Genomic DNA, 17,767 nt, shown 5'->3' on the forward strand with positions numbered 1-17,767 from the left:
GTTACCCTTTGCCAGGTTTCGCGACCGTAATAAACTGCGGCACCTCCACTTCTCCTACCGGCGTCGCAACAGTTGGTTTTATCCGTAAGGTCAGGTTCCGGCGGAGGTCCTGTTTTTTGGCCAGCAGCGTCATCAGCTTCGATAAGCCTTCATAGTTGCGGATTCCCATCGGCTCTGCCAGCAGCACATTGGTGTTTACCGGAAGCTTGTTGAGTCCTTCGTGCAACTGCATTGGCTGCTGAATAGTACCTTGCAGCGTTTCACTGTTGTCCACCAGCAGTTGCCATTGCAGTTTGGTGATGGTCATGCTTCGCGCTTCGCCTGTGTCGGGTAACTGCACATGCAGGTATAAAGTGGTGGAGGCCTTCAGGGTATTATCAGAAAGAGACGCCAGCAAACTATCGCCTTGGCGGGTGGTAAAATCGTTGGAATTGCGCTTCTGCATCACATCAATGCCGTTGAGCTTCACATCCTGCACTTGCTGCAGGCTATACCTGGCCTCAGTAAATGCTTTTAAATCGCTGGCCTGCTTGCACCCAAACACCAGTAAGGCTAGCAGTATCGCATAAAAAACAGGTTTCTTCATCTTCATTTCCGCTTCGCTTCACCTCTTTCACAAGCAAATTATACACCAGTTATACTTCCTTTATACTTACCAGGTGGCCTGTGTAGTATAAACTTATTCATGCAGATCGACAAGGTATAGCGCAGCCGCGAGCAAACGTTCTTTTACAGTTTTCGCGCCTGTCTGCCGCACCGTTCGGCTACACCCGACCATACTTATCTTCTCATCCTATCAGAGGTCAAAGCAGCTATTGCGTCCCTTCCGGCACGCTCCATCCGGTGCAATTTTCTTCCGGTTTAAAGTACTGTTAAGCAGCCTACATCTACGTCAATCCGGCGCTATACAGCTGTAACCCTGAAAAACAAAAAATCAGAAACCATAGCTATCTGACTTCGTTGTATTTAATAGAGGTTTGCTGCTGCTGATGAAGCTTGGTGGCCGCGATGCCTCATAAGTACATGTTTTTAACCTAAAAAAAGTAAAACTATGAGCGAACAAGTTGGTGACTTTATGATCGGGCGCATCAGAGAATGGGGGATCACCCGCATTTTCGGTTTCCCGGGAGATGGTATAAACGGCCTGATGGGGGCGCTGCGTAGAGCACAAGACCAGGTAGATTTCATACAGGTGCGCCACGAGGAAATGGCAGCTTTTATGGCCTGTGCCCACGCGAAGTTCACCGGTGAGGTGGGCGTATGTATGGCCACCTCGGGGCCGGGCGCCATTCACCTGCTGAACGGATTGTACGATGCTAAAAAGGACCACCAGCCGGTTGTTGCCATTGTCGGGCAGCAGGCGCGGATGGCCCTCGGCGGCGATTACCAGCAGGAAGTAGACCTCATCTCGCTTTATAAAGATGTCGCCAATGAGTACGTGCATATGATCACGGTGCCGGAGCAGGCGCGGCAGGTGGTAGACCGGGCTATCCGGATTGCCAAAGCAAAGCGTTGCGTTACCTGCATTATTGTACCCAACGACGTGCAGGAACTGGACGCCGTGGAGAAGCCGCCCCGCAAGCACGGCAGTGTACACACGGGTGTAGGCCATGCCCTGACCAATGTGGTGCCGCCGATGGAGGCGCTGCAGCAGGCGGCCAACGTGTTGAACGAAGGTAAAAAAGTATCGATTCTGATCGGGGCAGGTGCTTTGGGTGCTGCTGAAGAAGTAAAACAGGTAGCCGATATACTAGGCGCCGGTGTGGCCAAGGCCCTGCTCGGCAAAGCCGCTCTCGATGATCGCCTGCCCTACGTAACCGGCTCCATCGGACTGCTGGGAACTGAGCCGAGCTGGGAGATGATGACTGAATGCGATACGCTCTTTATGATCGGCAGCAGCTTTCCGTACTCAGAGTTCCTGCCCAAAGAAGACCAGGCGCGCGGCGTGCAGATAGACATTGACGGCCGCATGCTCAGCCTCCGCTACCCTATGGAGGTAAACCTTTTAGGCGATACCAAAGCCACTTTGCAGGCCCTCATCCCGCTGCTGCAGCGCAAGGAAGACCGCACCTGGCGCGAGAAGATTGAGAAAGACGTGCACGACTGGTGGGAAGTGATTGAGGCCCGCGCGAAAAACGAAGCCAACCCGATCAACCCGCAACTGGTATTCTCCGAGTTGTCGCCGCGCCTGCCGGAGAACTGCATCATCACCTCCGATTCCGGCTCCTGCGCCAACTGGTTTGCCCGTAACCTGAAGATTCGGGAAGGTATGATGGCGTCGCTGTCCGGCAACCTGGCAACCATGTGCCCCGGCGTGCCTTATGCTATTGCTGCCAAATTCGCTTTTCCGAACCGGGTAGCTATTGCGCTGGTCGGCGACGGCGCTATGCAGATGCTTGGCGTAAACGGCCTGATCACCATTGCTAAATACTGGAAACGCTGGAGCAATCCGCAGCTGATCATCATGGTGCTCAAGAACCTCGACCTGAACCAGGTAACCTGGGAGCAGCGCGTAATGGTGGGCGACCCCGAGTTTACAACCTCGCAGGATGTGCCGGACTTCCCGTACGCAGCTTATGCTGAGATGCTGGGGCTGAAAGGCGTGAAAGTAGAAAAGCCGGAAGACGTAGGCAGCGGCTGGGATGCCGCACTGGCAGCCGACCGCCCGACCATATTGGAAGTACACACCGATCCAAATGTTCCGACCCTGCCGCCGCACATCACCTTTAACCAGATGGTGAAATTCAGCAAAATGCTCGTGAAAGGCGATCCGCATGAGGTTGGTATTATCAAGCAGACATTTAAAGACTTGGTAGAAGAAGTATTACCGCACAATGGCTAAGGCGAAAGCAACAGCAACTGCTTCAAGTAAGTCAACCGGCCCGGATACCATACAGCAGCTAAACGTCTCCGCCTACACCGTTCCGACAGATTATCCCGAATCAGACGGAACCCTGCAATGGGACAGCACCACGATGGTATTGGTGGAACTGGAGGCAATGGGGAAAAAAGGCATTGGCTATACCTACGCCAATGCCTCCCTTACTTCCTTTGTTGCCAAAACGCTCCAGCCGCATGTGCTCGGCCAGCACCCGCTGGACATTCCAAAGATATGGGAAGCTTTGCTGGTGGCTATTCGCAACGAGGGCAGCTGTGGGATGGCCATGATGGCCGTCTCGGCGGTGGATAATGCGCTGTGGGATCTGAAAGCAAAAATCCTGAACCTCCCGCTGGCCCGCCTCCTGGGTATGGCCCGGTCTGAAGCGCTGCTCTACGGCAGCGGCGGCTTTACCTCCTACCCGATCGACAAACTACAAAAGCAGCTCGGCAACTGGGCAGAACAAGGCTTTCAGCACGTCAAAATGAAGATCGGCCGCGATGCCGAAGCGGACATCAAACGCGTAAAAGCTGCCCGCCAAAGTATAGGTGCGGGCGTGCAGCTTTTTGTAGATGCCAATGGTGCTTACGATGCCAAAACCGCTCTAAAACAGGCAGAAGCATTTGCCGGTGAGGGCGTTACCTGGTTTGAGGAACCGGTTTCGTCTGATAACCTGGAGGGGCTGCACTTTATCCGGGAGCATATGCCGCCTGCTATACAAGTGGCCGCTGGTGAGTATGGCTACAACAGCAGCTACTTTGCTCAAATGCTGAAAAACCAGGCTGTAGATGTACTGCAGGCCGATGCGACCCGCTGCGGTGGTATTACCGGCTTTTTAAAGGCCGGCTACCTCTGCGAGGCCTACCACCTCCCCTTTTCCTTCCACTGCGCCCCGGCACTGCACCTGCAGCCCAGCCTGGCGCTAAACTCCTTCTACATCGGGGAGTATTTCTACGACCACGCCCGCATTGAGCACCTGTTTTTTGACGGTGCACCCAAACCACAAAACGGAACGTTTAGCCCTGACCTTTCCCGGCCCGGCCTGGGGTTGGAATTCAGGCATAAAGACGCAGCAAAGTATAAAGTGATCTAACTGATAAAACATGAAAAATGATGCCCAAAGAAACACATACAGCACCCGAAGATAAACTAAAAACAGCTGCTAAAATCGATATTGCTGTGTTGAAAGCAGCGTTAGAGGCAAAAGTAAGCGGCGAAGTGCGCTTTGATAACGGTAGCCGTGCCCTTTACGCGACCGATGCCTCTAACTACCGCCAGTTGCCCATCGGCGTGGTATTGCCTAAAACCGAAGAAGACATCCGGCAAACGGTTGCCATCTGTCATAAGTATAAAGTGCCTGTTTTGTCGCGGGGTGGCGGCACCAGCCTGGCGGGTCAGGGCACCAACGTGGCCGTGGTGATGGACATGAGCAAGTACTATAACCAGATTCTAGAAATTGACGCAGCTAAAAAGCTGGCGCGGGTGCAGCCGGGCATTGTGCTGGATGAGGTACGCAACCAAACGCAGAAGTATGGCCTGACCTTCGGCCCCGACCCTGCTACCCACAACCATTGCGCTATTGGCGGCATGATGGGCAACAACTCCTGCGGCGTGCACTCGGTCATGGCCTCGCTGGAAGGCAATGGCGCCCGCACCTCCGATAACATGGAGCGCATCAAAGTGCTTACCTACGATGGCCTGGTGCTGGACGTGGGCCCCACCAGCGAAGACAAACTGGAGCAGATCATTCAGGAAGGTGGCCGCAAAGGCGAGATTTACCGCAAGCTGCGCGACCTCCGCGACAAGTATGCCGACAAGATCCGGGAGAAGTTTCCGAATATCCCGCGCCGCGTGTCGGGCTACAACCTGGATGAACTGTTGCCTGAAAACGGGTTTAACGTTGCACGGGCGTTGATCGGCACCGAGAGCACCTGCGTGGTATACCTGGAGGCTACCCTGCAGCTTATTCCCAACCCTAATAACCGGGCACTGGTGGTGTTGGGCTATCCGAACGTGGAGAGCGCCGGCCATGCAGCCCCTGAGATTATCAAACACAAACCCATTGCCTTGGAGGGGATGGACGAGCGGCTGATCGACTACATGCGCAACCGGGGCCTGGATATCAACGACCTTTCGTTGCTGCCCAAAGGGCATGGCTGGCTGCTGGTAGAGTTTGGCGGCGACTCGCAGGAAGATGCTGATAACAAAGGCAAGGCGCTGATGGAGTTCCTCAAAAAGCAGGACAACCCGCCTACCATGAGCTTGTTTGATGACCGGGCGCAGGAATTAAAGCTGTGGGAAGTACGTGAAGCAGGCCTCGGCGCTACCGCCTTCGTGTCGTTTATGGATGATACCTGGCCCGGCTGGGAAGACTCCTCCGTGCCACCCGAAAAAGTAGGCGACTACCTCAAAAGTCTGCGGGAGCTGTTCGATAAGTATGACTATCACGGCGCGCTTTATGGCCACTTTGGTCAGGGCTGCATCCACTGCCGCATCGACTTTGACCTCACTTCACAGCCCGGCATCGACAAGTATAAGCGCTTCACCGAAGAGGCAGCCCACATGGTGGTGAACTATGGCGGCTCCCTTTCCGGAGAGCACGGCGACGGACAAGCCCGCGCCGACCTGCTGGAAATCATGTATGGCAAAGAGCTGGTGCAGGCTTTTAACGAGTTTAAGGCGATCTGGGACCCGGAATGGAAAATGAATCCTGGCAAAGTGGTAAAGCCCAACGACCAGCGTGCCAACCTGCGCCTGGGTGCTGACTATGACCCGGCAGAACCAAAAACGCACTTCCAGTTCCCCAACGACGAGGGACGCTTTTCGCGGGCGGTGCTCCGCTGCGTGGGCGTGGGCCAGTGCCGGCGCCACGAGGGCGGCACCATGTGCCCGAGCTATATGGTGACGCGCGAGGAGAAAAATGCCACCCGCGGCCGTGCTCACCTGCTGTTCGAGATGCTGCAGGGCGAAGAGATTGACGATGGTTGGAAAAGTGAAAGCGTAAAAGATGCCCTGGACCTGTGCCTGGCCTGCAAAGGCTGCAAAGGCGACTGCCCCGTGCACGTGGACATGGCCACCTATAAATCAGAATTCCTGTCGCACTACTATGAGGGCCGCCTGCGTCCCCGCTCCGCCTACGCCTTCGGGTGGATCTATTGGTGGTCGCGGCTGGCTTCTAAAATGCCGGAGGTAGTGAACTTCCTCACGCAGAACCCCATCACGGGCAGTATCGCCAAGCTGCTGGCGGGCGTGTCGCAGAAACGGCAGATTCCGAAATTTGCGGAATATACTTTCCGCGACTGGTACACGGCTAATCACCAGGAAAACAAGAATAAACCACGGGTTATACTATGGGCCGACACGTTCAACAACTTCTTTAAACCCGAAACATTGGTGGCGGGCAAGGAAGTGCTGGAAGCGGCCGGCTACAACGTGGTAGTGCCCGAGCAAATGCTCTGCTGCGGCCGCCCCTTGTATGACTTCGGGATGTTGAACACCGCCAAAGAACTGCTGCTGGATATACTGGAGGCCCTGCGCGAAGACATCCGCAACGGCACACCGGTGGTGGGGCTGGAGCCCAGCTGTACCTCTGTTTTCCGGGACGAGCTCTGCAACCTGTTCCCGGCCGATGAAGACGCCAAACGCCTGAAAAAGCAAACGTTCACGCTGGCTGAGTTCCTGGAGCAAAAAGCGACAGACTTTGAAGTGCCGGAGCTAAAGAAGCCGGCCATGGTGCACGGGCACTGCCATCATAAGTCGATCATGCGGATGAAGGAGGAAGACAAGCTGCTCCACAACATGAAGCTGGATTACCAGATGCTGGACTCTGGTTGCTGCGGTATGGCGGGCTATTTTGGCTATGAAGCAGGCCAACACTACGAAGTAGGCTTAGCCGCCGGCGAGCGCGTGCTGCTGCCGGCGGTACGCAATGCCGGCAAGGAAACGCTGATCGTAGCGGATGGCTTCAGCTGCCGGGAGCAGATAGAGCAGGGCACTGACCGCAAAGGCATGCACCTGGCTCAGGTGCTGCAGATGGCGCTGCGGGAGCAGCAAAGCCCGAATAGCCGCGTACACGACTTCCCGGAGAGAAAGTATGTGGACGGCATGCAGCTGCAGGCGCCGCCCGAGGTAAAAACAAAGCGCATCGCTGTGGCAGCGTGCTTAAGCTTCCTTGTTTCGGCCGCGGCCCTGGTGATGGACTACCTCAAAGACAGCGAACCGTTGCTGTAAAACCATACCTGAAACTAAAAAGGGGCAGCTGATACGTTCAGCTGCCCCTTTTTTCTGCCTTTATATTTTTCTAATGCCTAAAAGCGGCTATTCATTTGCTCGAAGATAGCATCTATTTCTTCGCGGGAGGCGGTGCGGTTTGTGTTGGAGGAGCCAAAGCCAATCTCCTGCTCTCCGTTGGCAATGCCTTCAATCATGGCGTCGGCAAACGCATTTAGCGGGGCGCCAAAAGTATGCAGGCCGGCGCCGCCCAAATCAGTATTCACGGCAGGCGGCACTATTTCAATCACTTTTATACTTGTTTTCTTTAGTTGATACCGCAGCGACATGGTAAAAGAGTGCATGAATGCTTTGGTTGCGCTGTAAATGGCGGCAAAAGAACCGGGCACAAAGGCCAGTCCTGAGGTCACGTTCATAATATAAGCCGTTGGCTGCTGCTTGAGTAACGGCAGCAACAGGGCCGACAAGTGAACAGGAGCCTCCACATTAATAGCGATCTCCTGCTGGTGCTCCGCCCACTCCTCCCCGATCTCGGCCACTTGCACGCGGCGCTGTATGCCGGCATTATTAATGAGCACGTTCAGGTTCGGAAACTCCTGCTCCAGCCACTTGGCCAGCGCCACCCGCTCCGAGGCCTGCGCCACATCGCACACCCGCGTGTGCAGTTGGGGATGCTTTTGCTGCGCCTCGTTGAGCTTATCTTCCCGCCTGCCGCAAATAATTACCTCGCTGCCTGCCTTTAAAAACCGCTCCGCCAGCGCCAGCCCTATGCCTGATGCGCCACCGGTCACTAAGATGGTATTTCCTGCTAAATTCATTTCACTCAAGTTTATACTTTAATACTTCCCGAAAGCAGCATGCAAACTACTGCCCCGGCTGGTTTCAGAATTACTTCTTCTCTTTTCCTTTACTGCTGTGCTTTCAGATAGGCTACCAGCGCGTGCAGTTCGTCGTTTGTCAGCATACCGCCATAGGCCGGCATGTCGTCGCCGCCATTCACGATCTGTATCATCAGCTGCTGTTCGGTCCAGTTGCGGCCTACGTTGCTCAGGTTGGGGCCGGTGATGCCGCCTTCGCCATCTATACGGTGGCAGTACTGGCAGCCTTTCTGGTAAAACAGATGCATGCCATGTGCTAAAACCGGGTCCTTGGGTTCAGGCTTCAGCTGAGCAATGGGCGTCGTTTCAAACTTTGGCGACCAGGGGGCTTTAAATCCAATCGTTAATAAACTAACCATAAAGATGGCCACGCACACGACAATAACCACCGCCCAGGGCCGCCGTTTGGGGCTGCGCTCGCCTTTGTTGGAGAGCAGCGGCAAAGCAAACAGCGCCCCGATCGTTAAAAGCGGCCCGATAAAGATGACGTACGATTCAATGTTTGGCGGCATCAGGGCAAACAGGGCAAAGATGGGCAGCATGTACCAGTCGGGTGCCGGGGTAGTGTGCACCAGGGTAGGATCGGGTGGCTGCGTGAGCTCCGGCGGCCCATAAATGACCGCCAGGGCCACAATCACCAAAATCACGGCCGCACCAAAAATGGTGTCGCGCCAGGCAGCATCCGGCCAGAAAGGGCGTCCTACTTTGTCGAGCATGTTCTGATACCATTGGCGGTAGGTTTTCGGGTCTACCAGGCGGCCCGCTTTGGGTGGCTCCGAGATGCCGTTGCGCAGTACCTGCTGCAGGTGGAAGCCCACAAACAGAAAGATCAGCCCCGGAAAAATAAACACGTGGAAGGCAAAGAAGCGGCTCAGCGACTGTGCCCCCAGCGTATCGCCCCCAATCAGGAGGCGGGCCAGCGTGGTGCCGATCAGCGGGACGCGCCCCAATTGCTCTGCCGCCACCACCGCCGACCATACGCCATTGGAGTCCCAGCGGAGCAGCTGTCCTGTAAAGCCCATCGTGACGGTAAAGAGCAGCAGGAACACGCCACTGATCCAGCTCATCTCGCGCGGATATTTATACGAGGCCGTGATGTAAACGCGCACCATGTGCACACCCACCAGCAGGATCATACCTGAGGCACCGAAATAATGGATGCCCCGAAGCACGTTGCCCATGGTGGCCTGGTTGGTAATAAACTGCAGCGATTGAAAGGCCTCTTCGGAAGAAGGCTGATAGAGGAGCGCCAGGCCGATACCCGTAACTACCTGCAGCATGAAACAGAAAAGGGTGGCACTGCCAAACACATAACTCCATTTGGCATTGGGCGGCACCGGGTGCTTGAGTACCGGCAGGATGGTATCGGAAAAGCCAGTGCGGTCGTCGAGCCAGTGGCCTATCTTTTTTAGGTTACCCATAAGCAGTTAAGCGCTGATATTGGTGAGCGGTAGCGGGGCCGTGCGGATCTGCACCTGGCCTTTTTTTACCCGTACGGCATACTGTACCAGGCTCTTGGGGGGAGGGCCAGCCGCTACGGTACCGTCTTTGTAGTACACGCCGCCGTGGCAGGGGCACATAAACAGCTCGGCACTTTTCTCCCAGCGCACGGGGCAACCCAGGTGCGTGCAGTTTACGGAGAAAGCTATAAATTCCGTTTCCGAGTCACGCCGCAGCCAGGCCGCCGAGTGGGCCGTTACACCCGCCCAGGCCTCTGGGTTCGGATTTTCATAGGTCACTAAGTTCGTGGACTCTACGGCAAAGTCGCTGAGCGCTCCCACGTTCCGCCAGGTTTGCCGCGCTTTCCCCACCAAGGGCGAGAACAGGGCACCGATAACCGGGATGCCCGCTGCCGCTGCCGCCAGACTAGCGGCGCCTAAACTTAGTTTCATCAAAAAACGACGGCGGCTTTCTTCAGCGCCTGTTTCTTTTTGCTTCATATCGTAGTATGTTTATCCAGCCGGTTAAGGCGATAACGGTGATGATGAACCCGGCCAGACTGATGATCCAGCCGGCTAAGATGCCCCAGCTCAGGAAAACGAGTCCCAGTGCCAGGAAAAACGGATAGTACGTGGGTTTGGGAAGCTCTTGTGGCTGCGCCTTCACCCACTTCTGCGGCGCTTGCTGTTGCTGCTGATTCATACGTTCTCTCCTTCCAGGTTATAGGTACTGCGCTGCCACGGCCGCTGCCCCTCTTTGGCTGTGAGCCAGGTATGGAGCAGGTAAAGGGAGCCGCTCAGGTAAATAAAGCAGCAGGGTACCCACATGATCAGGCCTGCCGCCTGTTGGTCTGCTTCGGTGGTGATGCCCCAGCCATTGCGGATCTGGCTGGCAAAGCCGAAGGGATCAATGCTCAGGTAGTGGTGATAGATGCCCAGTGGCGCAAAGGTGATGAGCAGGCCCAGCAGCGAGCAGCCCACGCAGGCCGTAAACAAGTATACTACCCCCACCAGCGGATTGATCCGCTGCTCCGGCAAGGGCCCCAGTAGCGGCCAGGCAAACAGCATACCCGCCAGCAACAGACTGCCCACGTGCAGCACGGGCACCATACTAAACGCAGTTGCCTGCGTCGCCGGAAAGGCCGTATCAAACACGGCCGGTATATGCCAGAACCACATCACACCAATGCCACAAAGCCAGCCCAGCCACGGCCAGTGCGAGAGCACCTCGGATATACCTGTCATTGCGCGTCCGGCCTTTGCACCTGGCTGTTGCGGCAGGCCCAGCACCAACAGGGGCGCACATAGCAATAGCAAAACAATATGGCCGACCATGTGCGCGCTGAACAGGTAGTGCATCGCCAGGAAGTGCAGCGGCGAGGATTGCACCAGCAGCATCAAAATCAATCCGGCAAAGTATAGGCCGGCTCCTTTTTGCCACTTGCCTCCCGACAGCAGGAAGTATAACCCGCTAATCGCAATAAAGAGCAGCAACACGCCCGGATCCAGCAGCCAGTTGCCCCAGATGCTGCCGGCCGCCGTAGCCGCCCCGCAAAGCGGAATGCCAGCAAATGAGGTAGTTAACAACAGTTCTTTCATAGCAGTACCCTTGGTAAAATGTATACGACCGTAAACACCACCGCCCACACCACATCTACAAAATGCCAGTAAATGCCTACGGTGCTGATCACGGTAGAGTCCGGCTCGTCAAAATCGCCGGCAGCAGCTAGCTTTAGCACAACACCTAAAATCACCAGGCCAAGGAGCACGTGCAGCCCATGAAAACCGGTGAGGGTATAAAAGCTGGTGCCAAACGTGTTTTTGCTGATGGTGAGGTGCTCGTGCAGCAGGCTCCAGTATTCTTTGCCCTGCCCAAAGAGGAAGATCACACCCAGCGCAATCGTGGCAAACAGCCAACCCTTCAGCCGCTTTATTTCTCGTTTTTTATAGTTCTTCTCCGCACGCCAGAAGGTGAAGCTGCTCGCAAAAAGCAGCAGCGAAAAAATGCCGGTCGATTTCAAATTCAGCATTTGCCAGGCCTGGCTGTCGTAGCCCGGTTCAAAAGCAAAGTATACAAAGCCAAAGATCAGCGACAGGAAGAAAATTGCCTCCGTGCCAATCACCAGAAACATCATCAGTCTATTTTCCATGGGTCGTCTTTTAATTGCCAGTTCGGGTCTTCCTGCTTCAGGTCGCGCAGGGGCCGGAAGCTTTTGATGGGCGGCACTTCCTCAAAATTCTGTAGCTGCGGTGGCGAGGTGGTCATCCATTCCAGGGTATAGGCATTCCAGGGATCGTCCGGTGCTTGCTTTCCGCTCTTAATGGCTTTATAGATGATGTATCCTAAGTATAAAACCGAGAAGCCCATCAGGAAAGCCCCCACCGTGGAGAGCATGTTCATCCAGGTATAGTTCGGCAAGTCCGGGTACGTATAGACGCGCCGCGGCATACCAATCGTGCCTAAGGCGTGTTGGATGAGGAAAGTGGCGTTGAAGCCAATCACAAAAAGCCAGAAGAAAATTTTGCCCTGCTTCTCAGGAATCATGCGGCCGCTCATCTTCGGAAACCAATAAAACAGGCCGGACAGCAGCCCAAATAAACTGCCGCCCACAAACACATAGTGCAGGTGCGCCACCACGTAGTAGGTATCCGTCAGCTGCCAGTCGATGGGCACAATGGCAAAGGAAACGCCACTCAGGCCGCCAATGGTGAACTCCACCAGAAAAGCACAGGCAAATAGCATGGCCGTAGTAAAGCGCAAAGAGCCGCCCCACATGGTACCCAGCCAGTTAAAGATCTTCACACCCGTCGGGATGCCGATGAGCAAGCTACTGGCCGAGAAAAATCCGTAGACGGTGAGGCCCAGCCCGGTAGCGAACATGTGGTGAATCCACACGCCAAAAGCCAGCAGCGCAATGGCCACACCGGAGCCCACCACAAAAGCATAGCCAAAGATCGGCTTGCGCGAAAATACCTGGAACACCTCTGATAGCACGCCAAAAGCGGGCAGGATGAGAATGTATACTTCTGGGTGGCCAAACAGCCAGAACAGGTGCTGCCACAACAGCGAAGAAGCGCCTCCGATGTTATCAAAAAAGTGCGCCTGCAGCTGCCGGTCGAGTAGCAGCATGGCTAGCGCCGCATTCAGCGAGGGGAAAGAGGCCAGCACCAAGAACGAGTTGATGAGCACCATCCACACGAAAACAGGTAGTTTGCGCAGCCCCATACCCGGCACCCGCATTTTCAGGATCGTGACCGCTAAATTAACAGACGTGCTTACCGTGCCGGTGCCGGCCAGCAGCAGGCCAATGCAGTAATAGTCGATGCCAGGGCTGGGAGAATAAGGCCGTTGGTTGAGCGGGGCATAATTGAACCAGCCGGCATCGGGGGCACCCCCTGCAAAAAAGCTGAAGTAAAGCAGGAAACCACCAAACAGCGCGATCCAGAAGCTGAAGGCGTTGAGACGCGGAAACGCCATGTCGTTGGCCCCGATCATCAGCGGCGTGAGGTACACAGAAAAACCAAGTATAGCCGGCGTTGCCACCAAGAAGATCATGGTGGTGCCGTGCATCGTGAAGATCTGGTTGTACATCTCCGGGCTGAGCAGGTCGTTACGGGGCACAGCCAGTTGCACGCGCATCAGCAGCGCACCCAAACCACCCAGCAGCAAAAAGAACAGCGCCATCCACAGGTACATGATCCCGATCTGCTTATGGTCAACGGAGGAAATCCACTGCAGCAGTCCCTGGCTATCTTCCAGCTCTACGCCGGGTAGGGCGGTTTCCGGTTCCGGTATGCGTAGTTTTCCCATACTTATTTTAATCCTGAGATGTAGGCCACAAGGGCGTTGATAGAATCCTGTTCAAAAATGAAGCGCGGCATATGCGCTCCCGGCTTCACGGCCTGCGGGTTGGTAAGCCACTCCCGCAGGTTGTCCGGCGTGGTAGGCATCATACCAGCCAACATGACCGGGCGACTGGCAAAGTGCGTGAGGTCGGGGCCGGCCTGTCCCTGCGCCACTGTGCCGCGAATGGCGTGGCAGTTGCCGCAGGTAGCACGGTTAAAAATGGCTTTGCCTCGTAAGGCTACGGCACTGGTTGGCTCCTGCGCCGGCTGGTCTTTTTGCTGTAGCCACAGCTGGTAATCGTCCCAATTCTGGGCGACCACCCGGATGCGCATCCAGGCGTGTTGTTCGCCACAAAATTCGCTGCAGGCGCCTTCGTATATGCCTGGCTTGTTTATATTGAGCCACAGGTGTGTCTTTTTACCGGGCATCATATCCATCTTTGGACCCAGCTCCGGTACCCACCAGTCGTGGATGACATCGGAGGAGGAAAACTGCAGCAGCACCCGCTTGTTAACCGGCACATGTATGACGTTTGCTGTGATGGCCCCGGTGCCCGGATAGCTGGCTTCCCACCACCATTGGTGCCCCGTTACCACCACATCGGGCTGCTCAATTTCTGCGGCCGGATGCACTTCCTGCATCACGTTAATTGTATAGATAAAAAAGCCGGTTACCATCAGAAAAGGAACTCCGATCATCGCGGCTTCTACTTTCCTGTTATTTCCTACCTGTTTGGGCTCCGGGTCGCCGGGTTTCGCTTTAAACTTGATAACAACATAGATCAGCAGGACTGTAACCACCAGCAGGATAAAGCCGGCCGCAACTAGAAACCAGTTTGTGAGAGTAGTGATGTGCTGTGCCTCGGTGGAGGCAGCGCTGAAGATGGAAAGGGGTAAGAAAATAGAATCAAAATGTAGAAGACCTGTCGTCATGCGGGCTTTTGCTTTCTTACTTATTCGCGTTCTGCGGTGTTAGGAGGACAGGCTGCCGCTCTTAAAGTCCGGTGCTGCTCCTGCTGCTGCAGTGTCTGCTTATTTTACCAAGCTGCCAGATAAAGGTTGTAAAATGAATGGCATTTCGCTTAAAAGTAATGTAGTGACTTCCTGAAGCCTTTGTTTTGTATCCCTGCTAAGTATAAGGGCATGAATCGCTGTAATAGGAAGCCGTTTATAGTCCTGCTGAGAAACACAACTGAGAAGCGATAACAACTGGGGAGAACTTATGCGACAGAATAAGGTGGAGGATAATACTGCTTATACCCTTAATGGGGCTATACTAAAAATCTATCGTGCGGGTGGATGATGGAGTGAAGCTGTCTACAGACTTGTGCAGCAAACGTAAAGGAAGGCGATGTGTGGATGCATTCGCGGCTACGGGTATATTATGCTGTAGCCTTTCAATTGATAGCCAAGCTATACCTGCGGATGAAGTATTCTATGCTTCTATGGTTTACAAAAACTGCAGCTGTTCCGCTTTTCACTTTGTTTGCAGCGGTCCAGCCGGGCGTGGCGCCTTCCCGATTTGCGCAACTGCATGTATATCGGGAGTATGCTACTGTTTAGTCAGAGCCAGGGCATTGCTTTTTGCCTGCCTGCTTTCAGTTGCCTCTGCTGTTCCCATAGAAGCTATTTTGCTTAACTTCTCGCCTTCAGCGCTATGCGCCATTGCGTTGCTATCGGACCGGTAAATCAGGTGCTTGTTAAAGTCTGTGAAAGCCATGCCGACTGCCACAACCACTAAAATGAGTAGTCTTTTTTTCATCATCTCTTTGTAAGCATAGCAAATATAATATATTATATTTTATCTATACAAGACGAAAGGAAAATTCTTCTCCCTATACTACAATCCTGCTCCTGAATAAAAGAATTGAACTGTCTGTTAGCACCTTGTGTTGCTCTCGTGCACCGCTTGCACCAGAATCTGACGGCTTGTGCAGAGACAACGCTCCGTATACTTGGAAGCAAGTTTATACCTGACCTAGGTTGCTCTGCGCCTATCTGCCCGATATAGTATCTTTGTGTTTGCTGAAAATATCATAAACTTAAACCGCATGCTTTTAAAGGAGCTTTTTATTCTTTAACTTTTCTTACCGCAAGTGTAGTAGCTTTTAGCTGCTTAACCTGTGTTACTTCAACTTTACGCAAACTGATTTTTAGCTCGTTTCCATGAAGTATATTTTTGTTGCCTGGCTCCTTGTATTTCAGCTGCGGGCAAACGCGCAGGTAGTTGAAGCTGTCCCGGATTCTGCTGCCCCCAGCACAACGGCCCCTTTTGTAGCCGCGCCTTTACAGGCTGTTCCTTACGGCCCGTTTGCTAACAAGTCTGTGCGGCCTTTTATGCACAAAGCAGCCCTTGTGGCAGTAGGTGCGGGCGTCTGGACCGCTACATTTGCGCTGGTAGATGAGCCGCTGCAGCAATTCTCTCAAAGTCATCAGTGCGCTGTGGCCGATGCCATTTCCAAGGTCGTGGAGCCGCTAGGGCATTCGGCTTATCTGACGCCTGTGGCGGTGGCAGCACTGGCCGGGGGCCTTGTATTAAAAGATCAGAAGCTGGAAAAACTAGGTGCTGTATCCCTTGGCAGCATCCTGGTCAGCGCCGGCGTTACGAGCACACTCAAAGATACTTTCCACCGGCACAGGCCCAGCTCCACCACTGAGAACCACCTCTTCGACGGCCCCATTACCGAACAGGAAAATAAGTCTTTGCCTTCAGCGCATACAACGGCAGCTTTTGCTATGGCCACCTCGCTTGCTACAGTGTACAGCGACCGGCAGTATGTTGCCCCCATTGCCTATGGCGTGGCTACGCTTGTCGGCATGTCCCGCATCAACGACAATGCCCATTGGGCCACGGATGTGATGGCGGGCGCTGCCATAGGTTATCTGTCAGCTAAAGGTGTGAATTACCTGTATGATATTGTAGATCAGAAAATGACTACCCGGCGACAACGCCTTTTACTCACACCGCAGTTAAGTCTCCGGTCCGGCAGCCTCAACGCTACGCTTATCTTTTAACAGCAGCGCAGCCTTAGTAGAGGCTGCGCTGCTGTTAAAATGGAAAGTGCTTCAACACTACTTTCCGGCTAAGCGGTATATCTTTCCTTCGCTGCCATACTGCAGCACCAGCAGTTCCCCGTTCTGGTCGATACCAAAAGATGAGATTGGAAAGTCCGTTGTCAGCAACAGGGTGTTCTGCACCTCTTTCCCGTTCTTATCAAAAGCAAGTGCCCATACTTTGCCGCTTACATAATCGGCGTAAATATACTTGCCCTGCAGCGCTGATATGCTTTTGCCCCGGTATACATAGCCGCCCGTTACCGATGATCCCTGCGCATGCGTGTACTCGTGCACGGGCAATAGCAGCCCTGTCTGGTCGCAGTTTTTGGATGGTTCATAGCAGGCGGTTCCTTCCATAATGTGCCACCCATAATTTCCTCCTTTCCGGATCAGGTCTACTTCTTCTATTTCATCCTGCCCCACATCACCTGCCCACAGCATACCCGTTTTAGAGTCAAAACTTAGCTTCCAGGGGTTTCGCATGCCATAGGCGTAAATCTCTTCTTTAAAGCCCTGCTTGTTGTTAACAAAAGGGTTATCTGCCGGGATGCCATACTTGCGGCTGCCGGAGGTCTTGTTCACGTCTATCCGTAAAATTTTACCAAGCAGTTTGGTGCGATCCTGGGCATTGTTGTGCGGGTCGCCGCCACTGCCGCCATCGCCAACGCCGATGTACAAATAGCCGTCCGGCCCGAAAGCTATTTTGCCCCCGTTGTGGTTGCTGTACGGCTGTTCGTAGGTCAGTAGTACCACTTCACTAGACGGGTCTACGGCTGTGGAACTCCCCGGCTTGGCCGTAAACCGCGAAATACGGGTGTGCAGTGGTTTACCGGCGGTATAGTTCACATAAAAATAGCCGTTCTTCTGGAAGTCCGGGTGAAAGGCAAGCCCCAGCAGCCCCCGTTCGCCTCCTGCTACCACCCTGTCTTTGATATCGAGAAAGAGCGCTTTGCTGCTATTTTTCAGCTTGTAAATCTGTCCTTCCTGGGCAATCAGGTACGGATGCGTGCCTTCGGAGACCAGTTCGGTCATATTGTTAAACTCCTGTCCGTCAAAAGCTTCTTTTAAAGTATATTGTGCCTGCGCCATGCACGCCTGCAGCAGCAGGAAAAAGGCAATAAAAAGGCAGTGGAGGGATCGTTTTATCATGCTATGCGGAGTTTTTAGTAGTGAATTTATACTTGCTGCTAGCTGCACCCGGCGAGCTGCATTTCAGCTACTTATACGGCAGCAGCCTGTTTTCTTCCATAAAATACAGTTTAGTATGGCAGATGTTCAGAACAAGGCTTTGAAAGACAGCTGAAATGCTGTGGAGCTGCTTGCTAAGTGTGCTTGCAATTGTGCGCTCCGCTACTGCCTAGATGCTGTGTAGTTTGCCGCCTTTAAAGCGTGCACCCGCGGCTTACCTATACCTTGCGCCAACAAAAAAGGCAGCCGAT

The 17,767-nt window shown here is 54.1% G+C and carries 15 protein-coding genes; 4 read left to right on the top strand and 11 right to left on the bottom strand.

The annotated features are described in order from the left end of the window. Position 1: 1 nt before the first annotated feature. Entirely contained in the window at positions 2-592 is a 591-nt protein-coding gene (locus ABDW72_RS12560; protein WP_347158918.1) for a hypothetical protein, read from the bottom strand. Between the two features lie 459 nt (positions 593-1,051). On the opposite strand from ABDW72_RS12560, the gene ABDW72_RS12565 reads away from it, so the two are divergent. The 3 genes from ABDW72_RS12565 to ABDW72_RS12575 are packed head-to-tail and all read left to right on the top strand — an operon-like array spanning position 1,052 to position 7,108. Beyond that, on the top strand, positions 1,052-2,842 hold the full coding sequence (locus tag ABDW72_RS12565) for a thiamine pyrophosphate-requiring protein (RefSeq protein ID WP_347158919.1): 1,791 nt from the start codon (positions 1,052-1,054) through the stop codon (positions 2,840-2,842). After that, positions 2,835-3,971: an enolase C-terminal domain-like protein gene (locus ABDW72_RS12570; protein ID WP_347158920.1), complete on the top strand. Its 1,137-nt coding sequence runs from the start codon at positions 2,835-2,837 to the stop codon at positions 3,969-3,971. The genes ABDW72_RS12565 and ABDW72_RS12570 overlap by 8 nt, the downstream gene beginning before the upstream one ends. A 17-nt stretch (positions 3,972-3,988) precedes the next feature. After that, entirely contained in the window at positions 3,989-7,108 is a 3,120-nt protein-coding gene (locus tag ABDW72_RS12575) for an FAD-binding and (Fe-S)-binding domain-containing protein (RefSeq protein ID WP_347158921.1), read from the top strand. Positions 7,109-7,185: 77 nt separating this feature from the next. Here the strand turns inward: ABDW72_RS12575 and ABDW72_RS12580 are convergent, their stop codons facing one another. From ABDW72_RS12580 to ABDW72_RS12620, 9 genes are all read right to left on the bottom strand, one after another. Then, complete coding sequence (locus tag ABDW72_RS12580; protein ID WP_347158922.1) at positions 7,186-7,926, bottom strand: SDR family oxidoreductase; 741 nt, start codon at positions 7,924-7,926, stop codon at positions 7,186-7,188. 89 nt (positions 7,927-8,015) lie between these two features. Then, positions 8,016-9,407 carry a cytochrome b N-terminal domain-containing protein gene (locus ABDW72_RS12585; protein WP_347158923.1) on the bottom strand — a complete coding sequence of 464 codons (1,392 nt, stop codon included), beginning with the start codon at positions 9,405-9,407 and terminating at the stop codon, positions 8,016-8,018. Between the two features lie 6 nt (positions 9,408-9,413). Next, a complete protein-coding gene (locus tag ABDW72_RS12590) occupies positions 9,414-9,926 on the bottom strand; it encodes a QcrA and Rieske domain-containing protein (protein ID WP_347158924.1) in 513 nt (170 codons plus the stop codon). Beyond that, positions 9,901-10,128, bottom strand: coding sequence for a hypothetical protein (locus ABDW72_RS12595; protein WP_347158925.1), 228 nt, complete (start codon positions 10,126-10,128; stop codon positions 9,901-9,903). Before ABDW72_RS12595 ends, ABDW72_RS12590 begins: the two co-directional genes overlap by 26 nt. Continuing rightward, complete coding sequence (locus ABDW72_RS12600; protein WP_347158926.1) at positions 10,125-11,024, bottom strand: cytochrome c oxidase assembly protein; 900 nt, start codon at positions 11,022-11,024, stop codon at positions 10,125-10,127. The genes ABDW72_RS12595 and ABDW72_RS12600 overlap by 4 nt, the downstream gene beginning before the upstream one ends. Next, entirely contained in the window at positions 11,021-11,575 is a 555-nt protein-coding gene (locus tag ABDW72_RS12605; protein ID WP_347158927.1) for a cytochrome c oxidase subunit 3, read from the bottom strand. The genes ABDW72_RS12600 and ABDW72_RS12605 overlap by 4 nt, the downstream gene beginning before the upstream one ends. Beyond that, positions 11,560-13,236, bottom strand: coding sequence for a cytochrome c oxidase subunit I (ctaD, locus tag ABDW72_RS12610; protein ID WP_347158928.1), 1,677 nt, complete (start codon positions 13,234-13,236; stop codon positions 11,560-11,562). Before ctaD ends, ABDW72_RS12605 begins: the two co-directional genes overlap by 16 nt. Positions 13,237-13,238: 2 nt before the next feature. Then, a complete protein-coding gene (gene coxB / locus ABDW72_RS12615) occupies positions 13,239-14,204 on the bottom strand; it encodes a cytochrome c oxidase subunit II (protein ID WP_347158929.1) in 966 nt (321 codons plus the stop codon). A gap of 619 nt (positions 14,205-14,823) precedes the next feature. Continuing rightward, on the bottom strand, positions 14,824-15,036 hold the full coding sequence (locus ABDW72_RS12620; RefSeq protein WP_347158930.1) for a hypothetical protein: 213 nt from the start codon (positions 15,034-15,036) through the stop codon (positions 14,824-14,826). A gap of 401 nt (positions 15,037-15,437) precedes the next feature. Here ABDW72_RS12620 and ABDW72_RS12625 point away from each other — a divergent pair, with 401 nt between their 5' ends. Continuing rightward, positions 15,438-16,286 carry a phosphatase PAP2 family protein gene (locus tag ABDW72_RS12625; protein WP_347158931.1) on the top strand — a complete coding sequence of 283 codons (849 nt, stop codon included), beginning with the start codon at positions 15,438-15,440 and terminating at the stop codon, positions 16,284-16,286. A gap of 57 nt (positions 16,287-16,343) precedes the next feature. Here ABDW72_RS12625 and ABDW72_RS12630 read toward each other — a convergent pair whose 3' ends face one another. Then, the gene (locus ABDW72_RS12630; RefSeq protein ID WP_347158932.1) at positions 16,344-17,477 is read right to left on the bottom strand and encodes a PQQ-dependent sugar dehydrogenase; all 1,134 of its coding nucleotides are present in this window, start codon (positions 17,475-17,477) and stop codon (positions 16,344-16,346) included. Positions 17,478-17,767: the final 290 nt, after the last annotated feature.

It is taken from the genome of Pontibacter chitinilyticus, from assembly GCF_039748935.1.
Taxonomy (GTDB): domain Bacteria; phylum Bacteroidota; class Bacteroidia; order Cytophagales; family Hymenobacteraceae; genus Pontibacter; species Pontibacter chitinilyticus.